This is a genomic window from Dyadobacter sp. UC 10 (genome assembly GCF_008369915.1).
Classification (GTDB): Bacteria; Bacteroidota; Bacteroidia; order Cytophagales; family Spirosomataceae; genus Dyadobacter.
This window is the reverse complement of sequence record NZ_VSRN01000001.1, coordinates 493,216-509,925: the sequence shown is the minus strand read 5'-3', so window position 1 is coordinate 509,925 and position 16,710 is coordinate 493,216. Positions and strand designations below refer to the sequence as shown.

Sequence of the window (16,710 nt, the reverse complement as noted above, 5' to 3'; positions counted from 1 at the left end):
TGATCACTGCTTAAAATCTGTACTGATTACCCGGATATTATTTTTCACAAACTCTACTTTCTCTTTCAAAGCGGGGAGGTCGCTATCCATAATGGTAATATGGCCCATTTTTCGGAAAGGTTTGGTTTGTTTTTTCCAATATAAAAAAGGAAAGACCGCATCCTTTGCCAAAAGCTTCTCAATTCCCTCATAAATTGCCGGTCCTTCATACCCGTCCTCGCCTAGCAGATTAACCATTGCCGAAGGACCGAACGCAGTGGTACTACCAAGTGGCAATCCCAGAATAGCCCGCCAGTGTTGCTCGTATTGCGATGTCACATTGGCCCGGATGGTATGGTGGCCGCTGTTATGCGGGCGGGGCGCAACTTCATTAATGAGTACTTGGCCTTCTCTTGTCAGAAAAAGCTCAACCGCCAGCAGACCTACTATCTGAAAAGCTTCTGCCGTCCTGACTGCGATTTCCTGGGCTTCTGTATTGATTTCTGCGCTGATTTCCGCCGGAGCAAACAGGTATTCCACCAGATTGTGTTCAGGGTGAAATACCATTTCGACGGTGGGGAATGTTGCAGTTTCGCCGGCACTGTTGCGCGAAACAATTACGGCAAGTTCCTTTTCAAAATCGACTGCTTTTTCCAGCAGGCCCGGCTGGTCGAATGCTTTTGGGAAATCTTCCTCCGAAGCCAGGCGCTGAACGCCGCGGCCATCGTAACCGTCTTTGCCAAGTTTATGAAATGCTGGTAAAAACGAACCGTGCCTGGAAGTGTCTTCCCGGTTTTCGGTTAATATAAAATCCGCAGTGGGAAGGTGATTGTCAAGATAAAACTTTTTCTGGATCCGCTTATCCTGGATCTGTCGGATTACAGCTGGTTGCGGGTAGATTTTTTTGCCTTCTTTTTCAAGCTTTTCAAGGGCTTCCACATTTACTTTTTCGATTTCGATCGTAATTACATCGAGGTCTTTGCCGAAATCATAAACCGTGTCAAAATCTTGCAGGGAACCCTGGCGGAAGTGCGGGGCGATTTGTTTGCATGGAGCCTCAGAGTCAGGATCCAGTACATGGATATCAAGGTTCCAGTCAACCGCAGCTTGCAAAAGCATTAAACCCAACTGGCCGCCTCCAAGAATTCCAATTCGGGATGAAAGCATTTAAGAAATTAAATTTTACCAGACAAAATTGGTGTAAAAACCGCTAACATAAAACTCAATCGACATCTTTTGACGAAAATGTAAAGAAATTCGACACGGCGGGAGGATCATTTCATCAACCTGATCAATGCGATCTCCAGCAAAAGAAAAAACAGTGCAGCGTATAAAAAGTACTTCCATAAGGAGGTACCCATGTTTTGTTGCTGAAATGCAGTAGCAAATGCATCGTCATCGATCCGGTCGAATACCTGGATGTTCTTTTGTCCGGAAAATAAAGACCTGAGCTCCGCAGGAGAGTAGTATTGCAGCCTGGATTCGGTATTGTTGTGGTTGAGTGCGATCAGCTGTTCGGTTTTGTCATTCCGCACCAGTTCATAGTAGCCCGCTGAAAGCCCTTCTCCAAGTTGATCACCCTGGGGAATACTCAGCAAAAGCTGGTTGCCGGTTACACGCTGGACTGGGATCAGCTCGGTTTTATCCCGACGTAATTTGTAGATCGAATTGGCTTCGGTACCCGTCACGGACAGGCTGATCGGGTCTTCGTCAAACTTAAACGAAGTGCGTTGCGCCCTCACACTTGCGGCGGCGATCTTGTACATGACAGGCACAAAAATCGCATGCTGCGCTACCTTGCCATATTCCGGATTGAGCGGCGCTGCAAACAAATATAATTTTCCAGGTCCATTTGAAACCTGACTTAGATAAACCTGACCGTTGCGCAGTGAAAGCAGCAGCTGCCCCGAGCTTGACCAGCTCAGCACCGGTGACGCAGCAGGCAGGTTCAGGTTGATCTCCTGACGAACTGATTCCTCGAAAACATCACTGAAAAAAGGGTTGTTACGGTCAGGAGCAGCCAGGTCGACCAGACTTGGAGTTGTATTGCCGGCTACGTTCAGGCCTCTTACACCAAGGTTATTTAGGAAAGCGGCATAGCTTTCTGCCTGCGGATTAACAGAAGGAAGCATGGCCAGGCTCCCGCCTTTGCGGACAAAATCCTGCAATTCCTGGGGAAGCGTGCCCGATAGCTGACTAACCCCTTCCAACACGACGAGATCCGCATTTTTAATCAGTCCTGGATCAACATTTTGTGCATTGTAGCTTTGCAGCGTGAATAGGCTATCGTTATCATAGACATTTTCAATGTAGTTGCCGGATGATTTTTGACCATGAATATGTAAAACCCGGATAAGGGGAGAGGAGTTGAGGACAAAGAAATAGTCGTTGTCAAAGGTCACCGGAAAATCGTCAAACGTGATATGCCCTTTTTTGTAACCCTTCCCTTTCAGATTGAAGTTAAATTTGGCGGTAGCACTTCCGTTTGCGGGAACATTCACGGAAGCAGTGGAAGCCTGGGTGTTGTCCAGACTCAATTTAAGTACCACATTCTTAGCATCTTCCGAGCCCGAATTACTGACTTTTACAAAGAGGATATTGTTTTGAAGCTCACGGATAAATGGCGTATTCAACCAGGTGGAATCGACGAATATGTTCTTTTCAGCCGCAGCCTGCACGGGTACCAGGTAAAGCTGATTGATCGTGTCAGCTTTAATTGCCGATAAATCACCGGCCGTGCTTTTTTGAAAATCAGAAAACCAGAACAGCTGATTACTTCCCTGCTGCTGGTGGCGCGAGATCAGGTTTTGCTGCCGCAGGTAGATCTGTTCGAATGTTCTCGGGGTATTGGAAAGGCTAATGGTCGTAAGTCGGTCGCGCAGTTTTTCTGCGGGGTAAAGTCCCTGCTCCTGCGCCGAGAAATCGTTGGTAACCAGTTGCAGGGAGGCAGAGTTTTTGAAAATACCCAGCAAATCGCTGAGGCGCTGCGTAGCAATATCCAGGTACCGTTTATTGTTCAGCTCGCTCTCCATACTGAACGAATTGTCGAGATAAAGGCTGGTGATACCCTGGCGGCTGACGGCCTGGTTGTTTTTTGCCGGAAGAAACGGCTGAGCGAATGCAAGTGCAAGACAGATAATGGCTAAAATACGCGTTGCAAGAACCAGCCAATGCTTGATCTGCCGCACTGAGCGCGTTTTGGTATCAACTGCTTTAAGGAAGGCGACATTGGTGAAAAATATCCTTTTTGTACGGCGGAAATTGAATATATGAATCGCAATCGGAACAGCTATGGCCAGCAAACCCCACAAAAAGGAAGGAAACAGAAAACTCATTGGATTGGATCAAAAGGCTGATTTACTTCTTCAACGCAGTTAAGAAAGACAAATTACACTAAAATCTATTAACTGCTTTTTATTTCAGGGCCTTTCTGATATGTCGGTCTGTTTTTCCTAACTTTGCACTTTATTTTACAACCCTATTGATCCTTATCTGACAGAAATCAGAATAGTTAATTAAAATTAAGTTATGGCCAAAGTTTCGGTGAACAAGCACCAACCCGTTTATCAAATGCCCACGAACCCGGCGGCGGTTCGTACAAAAAAGTATGCATTACCAACAAAGAAATACATTGCGCTGGCCATGCGTTACTTTTTCAAAACGCAGATCAAATGGGCGCTTCTTCCTATTGCCCTGATCCTGATCAACGCAATACTCAATCTGACAGACGCTTATCCTAATTTCTGGATCTATATTACGGTGTTTGTAGGTGTGATCCTGTATGTCCTTTTCTGGTTGATCCAGTTTACAGGCATTACCCAGCTTGCTCAGTACAAGCCGATGTTTGAAAAATTTCAGTATGAGATCGACAACCGTCAGATCCTCATGAAACTGAACCAGAAGGAAGGAAGTGTAATGAAATGGGAACAGATCATGGATGCTTACAAAGACAAGGATGCCTACGTGCTGGTAATCTCAAAAGGCCAGTTTTTGTATCTGCCTTTCAGCATTTTTACCTCTGAGCACGACATCAAAGTTTTCGAGCGTATTATGAAGCAGAAGAATTTTCTTGCAGCATAATCAAGCCTATTCTAAATTGGAGCCTGACGGTTTTCGTCAGGCTTTTTTATGTTCTTACTATCATATTAATGAGCGACGATACTCTGAGATTCATTGCTATTTCAGATTTTGCGGAGGAAGAAAGAAGGGCTGTGGCGCAGCTCTATGAGGATTCTTACCGTGCCACATTTACCTGGTTTGACGACGAGCAACTTGCCAGGATCTCATTCGACAGCGATACCGAGGGCGAATTTATTCTTGTTGCAAAGTCAGAGGAGGAGATAGTCGGATTTGCATCGCTTTGGGTGCAGGATCATTTTATTCACCACTTATATGTAAATGCTGCCTGGCAGCACCAGGGTGTGGGAAAGGCGCTTTTACAGAACTCTCTTCAAAAACTAAATGGAAAAGCGACTTTGAAATGCTTGCTAAAAAACCAGCCGGCTATTGATTTTTATTTGAGAAATGGCGGTTTCCGAAGCCAGGCCGGCGATTCGGAAGATGGGGAATATATCCTTTTTGAATGGAAAGAAACTCCTATTTGAGACTAGCTTCCTCATGTTCTTTGGCAAATTTCTTCTCGCCAGCGTAAATAGCCACCGACAAATGATTCGCACTTGGAGGGATCGGACAATTGAAACCGATACTGTATGCACAATACGGATTATACGCTTTATTGAAATCAAGCACATAGGTGTCGTCCTTGATATCTGTTGTTTTTAAGTCGATATAGCGGCCGCCTCCATAGGATTCAATACCATTTGTCTTGTCCTTAAACGGGACGAAAAGATAGTCCTTATATTTGGCATTTGCCTGCAGGCTCAGGCTCCGGTAGACAGTCAGGGTTTGTCTTTTTCCGTTCACCCGGAATTTCAAGATACCGTACCTCACGTAAGTTTTGTTGATCCCGCTGTAAGTCGGCATCTCAAATGGCTGTCCTTTGACTTTCTCAAACCGGGCCTCGACCTTAAAAGTAGAATCGGGCTCATAAAAGCGAAGGTAGGCGAGGTCCTCCTTTTTCAGGGGTGAATTTCCGGTTGTCAGAAACTCATTTTTGTAATGGTCCCGAAACTTGTTAGTCTCGTCGGCGAAGCTTTGGGCCAGACAAAATGAAACAGGCAGAAAAAATAATAACAGTGTGTTGAAAGTAATTTTCATAGACAAAAATGAAATCCGGTAAACGACTTACCGGATTTTGAACGATATTTTTCAGAAAGATATAATTAAAAAATTGTTCCAGCTTATTTAGCTGATACTTTGCGGATTTTCGATTCGTCGATATTGAATGCTTTCACAACCGCGTCGTAATCGTTGTAATCCACTGATCCGCTTTTACGTGCCGCAAAATCAGCAGGAACTACCACGATACGGAAACTTTGATCCTGTGTATATTCCGCTGACAAATTAGCCAGGTTCACATTTCCGTCCAGGAATATGGAGAAATCATTCACAGTCTGGTCGAAGTTGTAGGTCAGTAACTGGTTTCCTCCCAGGAAAGCAGTTTGCGGCATCAGGCGATAAGCTTTTAAAGTTTGATTGCCCGAGGTTACGTCGTTCCAGTGAATGTAAATGAGCACCGCATCAGATTCCAATACTTCGAGATCAGCCTGATCAAAAGACATGGAATATTCAAAATTGTTACCGGCATTGAAGTTCACATCGACGAGATCTATGGTTGAACCTACCACATTGACACCATCGGCGCCGGGATCTCCTTCGGGGCCGCGGCAGCCTTGAAACAATGCAACCAGGACAAGCAGCAGGGGGATGAGTTTTTTGTTCATGATACGCTAATTTAAAATTGAGATTGGATGGAAATATGGTTTTTAGATTGCAGTGCAATAATAAAGTTTAATTGCACCGGCTGCGTTAACTTTCATTAACTAATTGCGTTAAAAAGTATGTTCAGGCACTTTCTGGAACTGTTTTTATGGTCTGATTATTGCGGTCGTTAATAATATAATAATTTGCATAGATGCGCAGGGCTTGTTACTTTACGCTAATACAAGATTTCATATTTACTAAATCAATCCATAATCAAACTCGAATCCAATGATAAATCGCAAAGCCACAGCCGTTTGGAAAGGAACAGGAAAAGAAGGAGCTGGTACGATCAGCACCCAAAGCACTGTTTTGGAAAACACCCAGTATTCCTTCAATACCCGTTTTGCAGAGGGAAAAGGTACCAATCCTGAGGAATTGATCGCAGCGGCGCACGCCGGATGTTTTGCCATGAAGTTAAGCTTTGAGCTGAATGCGGAAGGCTTTACGGCCGATGAGCTCAATGCGACCGCAACAGTCAGTCTGGATCCTTCCAAGGGGCAGGTTGTAAAAAGTGCTATCGATCTGACAGCAAAAGTGCCCGATATTTCTGCCGATAAATTCGCTACTATCGCGGAAAAGGCGAAAAAAGAATGCCCGATCTCTCAGCTGCTTAATGCAGAAATCACGCTCAACGCGGAATTGGTACAATAGGCTTAAACTAGACTTTCCGGGACTTCCGGGAAGTCTAGTCAATAAAAAGGTCGCTCGCGATCCGGTCAGCGAAAAGCTTGCCGGATTTAGTAAGCACCAAAGTTCCCGACTCTTCTTTAAGCCAGCCGTTCTTCTTCATATTACTGAGTTCCTGCTGGTGAAGCATCGCAAATTTTCCTTTCGACAGCCTGTCGAGTTCGTCGCTATCAACGCCCCATTTTGTTCTCAATCCGGTCAGCAGATATTCGTTGGTCATGTCCGCTGCTGTAAGCTCCTCAATCGTCGCCGGAATGTGACCTGAATTGATTGATTCAACATATTTCGCATTATTGGAAATGTTGAATTCCCGGCTGGTACCATTATAGGAGTGCGCGCTGGGCCCGATGCCCAGGTAAGGCCGCTGTTTCCAGTAGGAGCTGTTATGCCGGCTATACTGCTGATTTCGGGCGAAATTTGAGATTTCATATTGCTCGTACCCGTTCGCGGCAAGTGTGTCAATGAGTATTTCAAACTGCTCCGCAGCAAATTCTTCGTTCACAGGCTGTATCTTTTTTCTTCTTAACCAGTTTCCAAAAACAGTCTGCGGTTCAATGGTTAAACAGTATGCAGAAATATGCGCGACGTCCAGTTCAAATGCTTTCGCTAAGTCGCTATGAAGGATGCTGTGATCGGAAGCGGGGATAGCGTAAATGAGGTCGATGGAGATGTTATCAATTCCAACCTGTTTGGCCAGTCGCACGCAGTTTTCGGCTTCGTGTGCGGAATGGGCGCGATTTAAAAATTGCAGGTGTGGCTCATTAAACGACTGTATACCGATACTCAAACGGTTGACCCCAGCCTCAAAAAGGTCTTCCAGCTTGCTCTGGCTTAGGTCGTCAGGATTAGCTTCCAGGGTGATTTCTGCGCTTGCGGCAATATCGAAATGATCGCTGATCGTGTTTAAAAGAAGTTGAAGTTCCTCTTTGCTCAAAACCGAAGGGGTCCCTCCGCCGAAATAGATCGTTTCAAGCCGCGAACTTTCGAGATATGATTTTCTGATTGAGATTTCTGCCGCAATCGCCTCAACCATAGCCTGTTTACCAGCTGTATTGGTGCTGAAATGGAAATCACAATAGTGACAAGCCTGTTTGCAAAAGGGGATGTGAACGTATAAATGCATTACCGCTGATTTTTCTGCCATTCCCAGCCGATCTTCACCCCGGCCCAAAGGTTGTCTTTCGGGGCACTGTTATAATACCGGTTTCCAAAAGCATTCAAATCGTAACCCAGACTAAAAATGCCGGCATTTACCTTTTCAGCCGAGGCTGAAAGCTCGCTGTAAAAATGCCCGCCCCAGCTTTTTTTCCAGCTCACCCGCGCCATCCATTGACTATAAGCAGTGTTTTTCACGGTATTGGCATCATTCAAATACATTGCATCTGCATTCTGGTATGTTACAAATGCAGAAAATCCGTATTTAAGCAGGATATCCAAGCCGGAAGTTTGCGAGAAACGAGGGATTCCCGGAATCAACTTTCCGCTCAGGTCGATGTCGGCCTGCTGGAAATTATCGAATGTATACTTTGTATAAGTCCCGTTTGTCCACAATTTCAACATAACGGGCAGTTGCGGATTGGCCAGGATATCGTAGGACAGGGTGTATTCCAGTCCGTTTTGCTTTGTCTTGCCCGCATTGATAAAGTATTCAGAGCCAGCTTCATTGGTTCGGCGAACAATTGTTTCCTTTAATCCAAAATGATAAAGACTTACCTCACCTGAAATGCGTTTTCCAGTTCTTCTGATACCAATTTCGGTATTCATGCCCCGCTCAGGGTTCAGGTCTTTGCGAAATCCACCCGCCGACGGACGAACTTCCTGAAGCGTGGGAGGGGAGAAGCCGCCGCTGTAAGAAGCCGTTACTGACCAGTTTTTGGCAATGATCTTATTGGCGGCAAACCGGGGAACGAAGATACCGTCGAAACGTCGCTGGTCCTTTTCGTAAGGAAGCTCAAAAAACCGCTCGTATTTATATTTGAAAGTATTGTAACTAACGCCCGCGCTCAGCGTCAGGTCGGTCAGTAATACCGCTTCTAGCTGTGTGAATGCGGAAAGGTTGGTTGTGCGGATATCCTCCACAGTTTGTTGTTTATCAGGTACGCCGCCGATATTGTCATAATTTCTTTGCGCGGACTTTCCGTATTGCCACTCAAAACCACTCGTCCATTTCGTTTTCACATGGCCGAATTCTGACTGGTTTTGCCAGATATTCCTTCCGCCGATCCCGTTTTCGTCCCTTTTTTCATAGTTCGAAATGAACGGGTTTGCGAAATCTGTATAAGTCAGATACAATGCTGTCGATTGCGTCCAGTTATCTGAAAGCTGGATCGTGTAATTTCCCCCGAGCAGCGCAAGTCGTGTATAAATAGCTGCCCGCTGTGCCTCACTTCCCGGCACGGTGGGTGTTGACTGGCGAGCCAGTTTTGGATTTGACTGGTATTGCGCCAGGTTAATGCCGCCGGGAGTTTGGTAATAAAGGTCAGAATACATGCCCAGCAATGATAACGTACCTTTTTCTCCGATTGCCGAAGAAGAGGTAAACCGGATCGCGTCGCGGGCCATCGCACTGTGATTGCGGTAGCCATCCTGCTCGCTATGACCATATTGAATGGAAATATCACCGATCTGGACTGCTGTATTCCTGCTTTGAAATCCATATTTCCCAAAGCTTACACTTTGTTCCACCCTGTTTTGAAATGCATTGTCTGACTGACTTTGCAAAAGTACTACCCCGCCAGTACCCGCGCCGTAAATGCTGCTACCGGGTCCTTTAATGATCTCCATTCCCTGCACTGCGTTGTAATCGATTGAGTTGAGCGGGGTGTTGCCGCTGGCGTCTGTAAAAGGGATTCCGTTCCAGTAAAATTTTACGTTTCTCACCCCAAATGGTGAACGGAGCAAACTCCCTCTTACTGAAAAACGGTAGCTGCCCGGGGAGCGTTCTTCCATTTTTACGCCCGGAACTGTATTTACCGCATTGGCCCAGGTTGTAGAAGAAAAACGGTCGAGGTTACGCCTGCCTACAATCGCAACAGTGGCAGTGGTAGCCAGCGGGTTGCTTTTCGATTCGTACGCATTGACGGTCACTTCTTCCAGCTGCCGCGTCGACGAAGAGTCAGTTTGTGCGATTACTTCAAAACTGTTAATGCAAATAAAAAAGGGCAGGACTAGTGAGTAAAGTTGGCGCATGAGGTTTGGTGAGTACCGATAAAGTGCAAGTTTTTGTATAAAAGGATCCGGAAGGGGCTATTTACCAACAAACTTAATACGTAACCGCGAAGTTCAGTACAGCTGTGGATAAAGTATCCTGAAAGTGTATTTGAGAATTAAGTTCCACAAGGTCACCGGAAAAGCTGGAAGATCGAAGTGGTAAGGTTTTTGTACTGGGGACTTAGAATAGGAACATTCAAACAAAGAGCGTTTTACTAACAAACCCCAATTATGAAAAAGATCACTTTGATGGTTGCGACTATGCTAACCATGGGAATGCTGACAATGACCAGCTGCTCGGAAAAAACGAAAGATTCTGCAAACGAAACAGTTGAGGAGGCAAAAAATGACATGGATGAAAATGTTGCCGATGCCAAAGCGGATATCAAAGAGGCGGGAAATGATTTTGAAGCAAAAATAAAGGAAGATAAAGCTTCTCTGAAAGAGGATATTGATGAAGCAGTGGCCAAGTTGGACCGAAAAATAGAGGAAGCCGACGCGAAAATGGACAAGGCTGCCGAAAAGGAAAAAGCAAAGTGGCGCGAGCGCAAAGCTGAACTCAATAAGGAAAAAGAGGAATTGAAAGACTCCTGGAATGAAGTAGAGAACGAAACTGCTGAGAAATGGGATGCGTTCAAGGCCAAAACAAATGAAAAGATATCAAAAGCCAAGGCTGAGATACGGGATTAGAATTGAATGTAGGGTTATGGAATTAAATAAAAATGCTCCGGTTATCCCGGAGCATTTTTATTTGACAGGTAAATGGATTTCAGTCATCATGCAGCGCGCCGAGCCGCCTCCATAAGTTTCTATGAATGAAAGATCTGTATGCAAAAGGCGCGCATATTCGGTGAGTTGTTTCACTTGCTTGCTTGTCAGTGAATCGTAAGCCTGTGTGGACATGATCAGGAATTTATCAAGCTTGTTATTTCTGACCATCAGCATATTACCAGCGAAATGCCGCACCTGTTCGAGGGAAATCTCCACAATATATTTACTTGTTTCTTCCAGGGCCGCTCTCACCATTTGCCGCTCGTCCGGATTTTTAATTGCTTCCAGACAGATGACTGCGAAAATATCTCCAACGCACATCAGCACATTGGTATGGTAAATTGGTCTGTCGTTTTCGTCGAAAGCCGAGAATGTGACGATTTCATATCCCATTGCCTCTCCAAATGCGTGGAGCACTTCGGGGTGCGTGCGTGGCGACAGACAGGCATAAGCGATTTTGTACCTCCGGTCGAGTACCATGCTGCCAGTGCCTTCCAGAAACTTGCCTTGCTCTTCGAAATAAGTTAGATCAATGATTTCTTCAATGTTGAAATCCTTCCCTAATGCTTCGATAATGTCATGTCTGCGTTCCAACCGACGGTTTTGTGCCATCATTGGGTATAATACCACTTTGCCGCTTTGGTGAAATGAAACCCAGTTATTGGGGAATACAGCGTCGGGGCGGACAACTTCGTCCGTATCGTCAAAAACGCGGAGGTCGACGCCGGCTTTACGCAGCTGATCGACCATCAGTTCAAATTCAGCTTCGGCAGTCTGTGCATCGGTGAGCGACTCGTCAATTTGGGATGTCTGATTTTGGAAGGCGTTACTAGGGGCGGTTTCCTCGTTAAAACCAAACTTCGCAGGCCTGATCATCATGATCCGGGGCGTTGACTGGGGTTGAATCTGAGCAGATGAAGTGATAACGCGCATAGGAGTAAGTTTTACAAAAAAGTGGAACTGACAGTTTTCCGTGTACTGCAATTTACAATCGATATCCCACGATTACAATATTAAGATTCCCTCAGGATCGGCATGCTCATGCAATGCGACCCGCCTCGCGCCCGCGACAGTTCGGCCGAGGGTAATGTAATAAATGTGTCGGTTAATGTGTCCGGGGAAAGTGTTCCGGCTTCAAATTTTTCAAGAACTGCCTGTGCGCTGATCACGGAGAAGCCCTTTTTTCGGAAAGCTTCCAGCGTCTTGTCGTTACGGTCGTAACCAATTACCACACCGTCTTTCAAAGCAAGCAAGTTGCATGAATCAGTCCATTGTTCGCGTTCGCCGTAAGGGAATTCGTTGTTGCCGGAATAGATAAATTGTACCGGTTCCTGGCAGCCCAGATCATTAATGCTGATCTCAGCAAGCAATTCTTCCAGGTTTTCTATTGCTCTGGGCAGCTGCTCGTTTCCTTTTACAAACTGCAATATTCTGAATTCTTTATTTACGTCTGCCGGGGCGAAAAAATGCAATGCATCTTTTTTACGCGCCTCGTCACCCAGCCTGGCGAGCGAGCCCAGCAGTACCCAAACATTCTTTTTTACCTGCGTAAAAATTGTGTCAATATGCATGTAATCCCTTTTCTTGGGGATTTTGATAATTGTGATCTTTTCAACAATGTCCTTTTCAAAGAGTATTTTCATCACCTGCTGCGCTGCATAAATGCTGGTTCTTTCGCTGCAACCAATCAGTAAATGATTTGGCGCGACGGTCATAACATCGCCGCCTTCGAGCGTGCAACGATGATAGTCGCTGGCTTTTTCATCATCCGGAAGCAGAAAATGGTTCTCATTATCCGGGATTTCAATCAGGTTTTGCCTGATTCCGGCAAACATGGGATGATAAAAAAACACGAACTGTGCAAGTATCGACTCGCGCGTTCTCGCTGCTTTGGCCGGTTTGTTGAGTAAAATATGTTGGTTTATCACTATTCCGATATCCCGCATAAAAATCAGGTTCGGCAGCGGGGCGAAGAGCATTCTTTTGTCAGGGCATGAGCCGGAAATGAATATCCGCGCCAGTTCGTGCGGGTCATGGGAGTTAAGTTCTTCCTGGATTTGGAACGAGCACTTCTCAATCCCGCAAATGGCGGCTGTCAGTTTAATGCGGGTATTGCTGTCTTGCAGGATTTCGCCAAGCAGTTTTTGAATATCAACGACGCAATCCGAGTCAAAGTAATTCTCCGAACCCGGTATGAAAAACGATCTGCTTATGTCGCTGTCAATTTCGGCAAGTCTCCCTTTGATCTTCGCCGGATCGAGAAAGTAGAGCAGCAATTTTACATAATAATCATATTCTCCGCGTCGCATGGTATCGAGGTGGACAATATCCTCAAAAAGCCAGTCCTGCGCTTTGCTGGGCACAACCTTGCCTAATCCCCTGTCCGGGCTGTGAATAAGAAGCCGTCTAAGCGTCCCCGTTTCAGACGAAACTTTAATCCCGGAGTCTTTGGATGTATCGCTGTTCATTGTGAAGTAATGTAGCTGCTAAAAACGCAAAGTAAGGGTTTCCATCGCAATTAAAAACTGGTTGCAGGCCAGCCGGCAGGGTTACCCGGATTTTGTTGCGAATTATCATTTTTATGGGAACAAGGGTGTGTTTAAAAAGGTTGTGGTTATAGTGTGGTGTAGTTTTCTACCGTTCGCGTCCATTTTCTTTTACGCTTAAAACGTGTTACTTTTGCGGTAAAATTGCCACGAACTATCTATATAAGAATAAATCAGTTATGCTCTCTATAAATGACTTGCGCGCCTCGATTGAAGGTAAGGAAATATTAAAAGGTATCAATCTGGAAATAAAACCCGGTGAGGTTCATGCTATTATGGGACCCAACGGATCCGGCAAGAGCACCTTGGCTTCTGTCCTTGCGGGGAGAGAGGAATATGAAGTTACCGGCGGACAGGTTCTTTTCGAAGGACAGGATATTTTAGAAATGGCCCCGGAGGAAAGAGCAGCGGAAGGTATATTTTTAGCGTTCCAGTATCCCGTTGAGATTCCCGGAGTTACGACGATCAACTTTTTGAAAACGGCTGTAAACGAGATACGCAAGTACAAAGGAGAAAACCCGCTGGACGCTGCGCAATTTCTGAAAATGGTACGTGAAAAAGCGAAATTGGTCAGCATGAACGATTCGCTTCTGAAACGCGCATTAAATGAAGGGTTTTCGGGAGGGGAGAAAAAACGCAATGAGATTTTTCAGATGGCAGTGCTCGAACCAAAGCTGGCGATCCTGGATGAAACGGATTCAGGTCTGGATATCGATGCCTTACGGATTGTTGCAGAGGGTGTTAACTCACTTCGCTCCCCTGAACGCGCGACGATCGTGGTAACCCACTACCAGCGCCTGCTCGATTACATTGTCCCTGATTACGTACACGTGCTTTACAAAGGAAGAATAGTGAAGTCTGGACCGAAGGAACTTGCTTTGGAGCTCGAAGAAAAGGGCTACGACTGGATTAAGGCGGAAGTGGAGGCGATAAGTTAAGAAAGTGTAAAACGTCACCGTTGAAGTTTCTTAACATTAAAGTACCTTATAAAAAGAGCAATGAGTACCGAAACAATAGATTTGAAAACCAGGCTGATTACGGACTTTTATGCCCGTGAATCTGTCATGAACGGAGAGGCTTCTTCTCCTTTTCATCAGAAAAAGCGCGCCGCTTTGGCAAGGTTTGATCAACTGGGCTTTCCAACCGTCAGAAATGAAGAGTGGAAATATTCCAATGTAAAGGAGTTGGTTAGCGGCTCTTACAATTTTAATTCTGAAAGTAATGTCGTTCAGGCTGATCTGGAAGATCTGAAAATTCCCGAGCAAGACGCTAATATCATATATTTTGTCAATGGTCACTACAATGCGGAGTTGTCGCGAATGGTATCCTCTCAGGACCAGATCACGATTTCTTCGCTTTCTGAAGCGATTAAAAAAAATCCCCAGCTTGTCAATACCTACTTCAACGAGCTGGCGCAGGAAAGCGGCGACGCCTTTACTGAGTTGAATACTGCTTTTACACAGGACGGGATATTTATTCACGTTCCTGATAATCAAACTGTTGAGCATCCTGTGATTCTTCGTTTCGTCGCAGATGCACGGATGCAGAATGTAGGTAGCCAGCCCAGAAATATTATTGCGGTAGGACGTAATGGGCATTTAAAACTGGCAGAAGCTTTTCGCACCTTGGGTAGCGGGAGATCCTTTACCAATGCTGTGACCGAGATATATGTCGGCGAAGAAGCTGGCGTTGAGTATTATAAGGTACAAAATGAAAGCGAACAAGCGTACCATATCGGAACGACGCAAGTACGTATGCTGGACAAATCTCAATTCTATGCAGGTACTGTCACGCTCAACGGCCGTTTTACCAGAAATAATTTGAATATCATTCTGGACGGGGAACGCTGCGAAGCGCATATGTACGGTTTATATTTTCCCGACGGAACACAGCACGTTGATAACCACACCGTTGCTGACCACCGCAAGCCGAATTCTGAAAGTAATGAATTGTATAAAGGTATTTTGAGGGATAAGTCGAAAGGTGTGTTCAACGGAAAAATCTTTGTTCGCCCCGACGCCCAGAAAACCAACGCATTTCAATCCTGTAAGAATATCGTGTTATCTCCCGAAGCGAGCATGAATACGAAGCCTCAGCTGGAAATTTTTGCAGATGACGTGAAGTGCTCACACGGTACTACTACCGGGCAAATTGACGAAGAAGCATTGTTTTATATGCGGTCGAGAGGAATATCTCAGCCTGAAGCATTGTCGCTGCTGATGTTTGCTTTTTGTGCGGACGTTGTTTCGCAGATCCGGATCGACTCCATCCGTGAATATCTTGAAAACGTGATTGCTGAGAAATTGGCTTCTAAATAGCTGTCCGGAGATTTCAGGACACATCTTATTGTCACCCAACTCAATTTTTTGGGTTGGGTATTTTTCTAAAATACAGCTTATGAACACTTCCCTAGACATTGCTTCCATCAGAAATGATTTCCCTATTTTGAATGAGGTGATCAATGGAAAACAACTGGTTTATTTCGACAATGCGGCGACTACACAAAAGCCCAGGTTGGTATTGGATGCATTATCAGGATATTACGAACATTACAATGCCAATATTCACCGCGGGATTCATCATTTAGCTGAAAAGGCGACTTCTGCGTTTGAGCAGTCGAGGAAAAGGGCGCAGGCATTTTTAAATGCACAGTTCCCGGAAGAAATTATTTTTACTTACGGTACTACGGATGGTATCAATCTGGTTGCTGCTACCTACGGGCGGAAATTCCTCAAAGAAGGTGACGAAGTGATCATTTCCACGATGGAGCACCATTCTAACATTGTTCCCTGGCAGATGCTGTGCGAAGAAAAGGGATGTGTCCTTAAAGTGATCCCGATCGACGACAATGGCGATTTGTTAATGGATGAATATGAAAAACTGCTGACCGAGCGTACGAAATTTGTTTCGGTTGTGCATGTTTCCAATTCGCTTGGTACAATTAATCCTGTCAAAGAAATTATTGAAAAAGCGCATGCAGTAGGAGCAAAAGTGCTGATCGACGGCGCCCAGGCCAGTTCACATATTCAAATTGATGTACAGGATCTGGATTGTGATTTTTATTCACTCTCACTGCACAAGATCTACGGACCTACGGGAATGGGTATTTTGTATGGAAAAAGAGACCTTTTGAATGCAATGCCACCATACCGCGGCGGCGGTGAAATGATCAAGGAAGTAACGTTTGAGAAAACGACCTATAATGAACTTCCCTATAAATTCGAAGCAGGAACACCGAATATTGCTGACGTGGTAGCGGCAAAATATGCACTTGACTACGTTGATTCTTTGGGAAAAGGAAATATTGCTGCATATGAAGACGAATTGCTAAGGTATGCTACCGAGGCGGTCAGCGAGATTGAAGGATTGAAAATCATTGGAAAAGCGAAGAACAAGGTCAGTGTGCTTTCATTTGTGATTGACGGCATTCACCATCAGGATATCGGCGTGCTGCTGGATCAGCAGGGTATCGCGGTCCGTACGGGCCACCACTGCACCCAGCCGCTCATGAACCGCTTCAACATCACCGGAACCTCGCGTGCTTCTTTTGCTGTTTACAATACGGTTGAGGAAATTGACAAGCTTATTCAAGGACTTCATAAGGTCAAGAGAATGCTTGGATAATTTTTGTAAA

The 16,710-nt window shown here is 45.3% G+C and carries 15 protein-coding genes; 7 read left to right on the top strand and 8 right to left on the bottom strand.

Translation table 11 applies throughout. The features are described 5' to 3' along the window. Positions 1–3: 3 nt before the first annotated feature. Together FXO21_RS01850 and FXO21_RS01845 are read right to left on the bottom strand one after the other, a co-directional pair. Positions 4–1,146 (bottom strand): 5-(carboxyamino)imidazole ribonucleotide synthase, encoded by a 1,143-nt coding sequence (locus FXO21_RS01850; RefSeq protein WP_149638500.1) that lies wholly within the window; start codon positions 1,144–1,146, stop codon positions 4–6. A gap of 107 nt (positions 1,147–1,253) precedes the next feature. After that, a complete protein-coding gene (locus FXO21_RS01845; RefSeq protein WP_149638499.1) occupies positions 1,254–3,314 on the bottom strand; it encodes a BatA domain-containing protein in 2,061 nt (686 codons plus the stop codon). Positions 3,315–3,507: 193 nt separating this feature from the next. On the opposite strand from FXO21_RS01845, the gene FXO21_RS01840 reads away from it, so the two are divergent. Further along, positions 3,508–4,059 (top strand): YcxB family protein, encoded by a 552-nt coding sequence (locus FXO21_RS01840; protein WP_149638498.1) that lies wholly within the window; start codon positions 3,508–3,510, stop codon positions 4,057–4,059. Positions 4,060–4,127: 68 nt separating this feature from the next. Further along, on the top strand, positions 4,128–4,583 hold the full coding sequence (locus FXO21_RS01835; RefSeq protein ID WP_149638497.1) for a GNAT family N-acetyltransferase: 456 nt from the start codon (positions 4,128–4,130) through the stop codon (positions 4,581–4,583). On the opposite strand, the gene FXO21_RS01830 is transcribed toward FXO21_RS01835, so the two are convergent. Next, a complete protein-coding gene (locus tag FXO21_RS01830) occupies positions 4,576–5,196 on the bottom strand; it encodes a DUF1684 domain-containing protein (RefSeq protein ID WP_149638496.1) in 621 nt (206 codons plus the stop codon). The two genes, FXO21_RS01835 and FXO21_RS01830, sit on opposite strands and share 8 nt — an antisense overlap. A gap of 83 nt (positions 5,197–5,279) precedes the next feature. Continuing rightward, on the bottom strand, positions 5,280–5,822 hold the full coding sequence (locus FXO21_RS01825; protein ID WP_149638495.1) for a hypothetical protein: 543 nt from the start codon (positions 5,820–5,822) through the stop codon (positions 5,280–5,282). A 268-nt stretch (positions 5,823–6,090) separates the two neighbouring features. Between FXO21_RS01825 and FXO21_RS01820 the strand changes: the two genes are divergently transcribed. After that, complete coding sequence (locus FXO21_RS01820) at positions 6,091–6,513, top strand: OsmC family protein (protein ID WP_149638494.1); 423 nt, start codon at positions 6,091–6,093, stop codon at positions 6,511–6,513. Between the two features lie 34 nt (positions 6,514–6,547). Here FXO21_RS01820 and hemW read toward each other — a convergent pair whose 3' ends face one another. Further along, entirely contained in the window at positions 6,548–7,672 is a 1,125-nt protein-coding gene (hemW, locus tag FXO21_RS01815) for a radical SAM family heme chaperone HemW (protein ID WP_149643325.1), read from the bottom strand. Next, positions 7,672–9,738: a TonB-dependent receptor gene (locus FXO21_RS01810; RefSeq protein ID WP_149638493.1), complete on the bottom strand. Its 2,067-nt coding sequence runs from the start codon at positions 9,736–9,738 to the stop codon at positions 7,672–7,674. The genes hemW and FXO21_RS01810 overlap by 1 nt, the downstream gene beginning before the upstream one ends. 252 nt (positions 9,739–9,990) lie before the next feature. Between FXO21_RS01810 and FXO21_RS01805 the strand changes: the two genes are divergently transcribed. Continuing rightward, the gene (locus tag FXO21_RS01805) at positions 9,991–10,449 is read left to right on the top strand and encodes a hypothetical protein (RefSeq protein WP_149638492.1); all 459 of its coding nucleotides are present in this window, start codon (positions 9,991–9,993) and stop codon (positions 10,447–10,449) included. 57 nt (positions 10,450–10,506) lie between these two features. Here FXO21_RS01805 and ctlX read toward each other — a convergent pair whose 3' ends face one another. After that, positions 10,507–11,463, bottom strand: a complete 957-nt coding sequence (gene ctlX, locus FXO21_RS01800; RefSeq protein WP_149638491.1) for a citrulline utilization hydrolase CtlX — start codon at positions 11,461–11,463, stop codon at positions 10,507–10,509. Between the two features lie 80 nt (positions 11,464–11,543). Continuing rightward, entirely contained in the window at positions 11,544–12,998 is a 1,455-nt protein-coding gene (locus FXO21_RS01795) for an arginine deiminase family protein (protein WP_149638490.1), read from the bottom strand. A 257-nt stretch (positions 12,999–13,255) separates the two neighbouring features. Here FXO21_RS01795 and sufC point away from each other — a divergent pair, with 257 nt between their 5' ends. The 3 genes from sufC to FXO21_RS01780 all read left to right on the top strand — a co-directional run bounded on the left by sufC (position 13,256) and on the right by FXO21_RS01780 (position 16,700). Further along, positions 13,256–14,014, top strand: a complete 759-nt coding sequence (gene sufC, locus FXO21_RS01790) for a Fe-S cluster assembly ATPase SufC (protein WP_149638489.1) — start codon at positions 13,256–13,258, stop codon at positions 14,012–14,014. Positions 14,015–14,074: 60 nt separating this feature from the next. Further along, entirely contained in the window at positions 14,075–15,394 is a 1,320-nt protein-coding gene (sufD, locus tag FXO21_RS01785; protein ID WP_149638488.1) for a Fe-S cluster assembly protein SufD, read from the top strand. Between the two features lie 79 nt (positions 15,395–15,473). Beyond that, on the top strand, positions 15,474–16,700 hold the full coding sequence (locus FXO21_RS01780; protein WP_149638487.1) for a cysteine desulfurase: 1,227 nt from the start codon (positions 15,474–15,476) through the stop codon (positions 16,698–16,700). Positions 16,701–16,710: the final 10 nt, after the last annotated feature.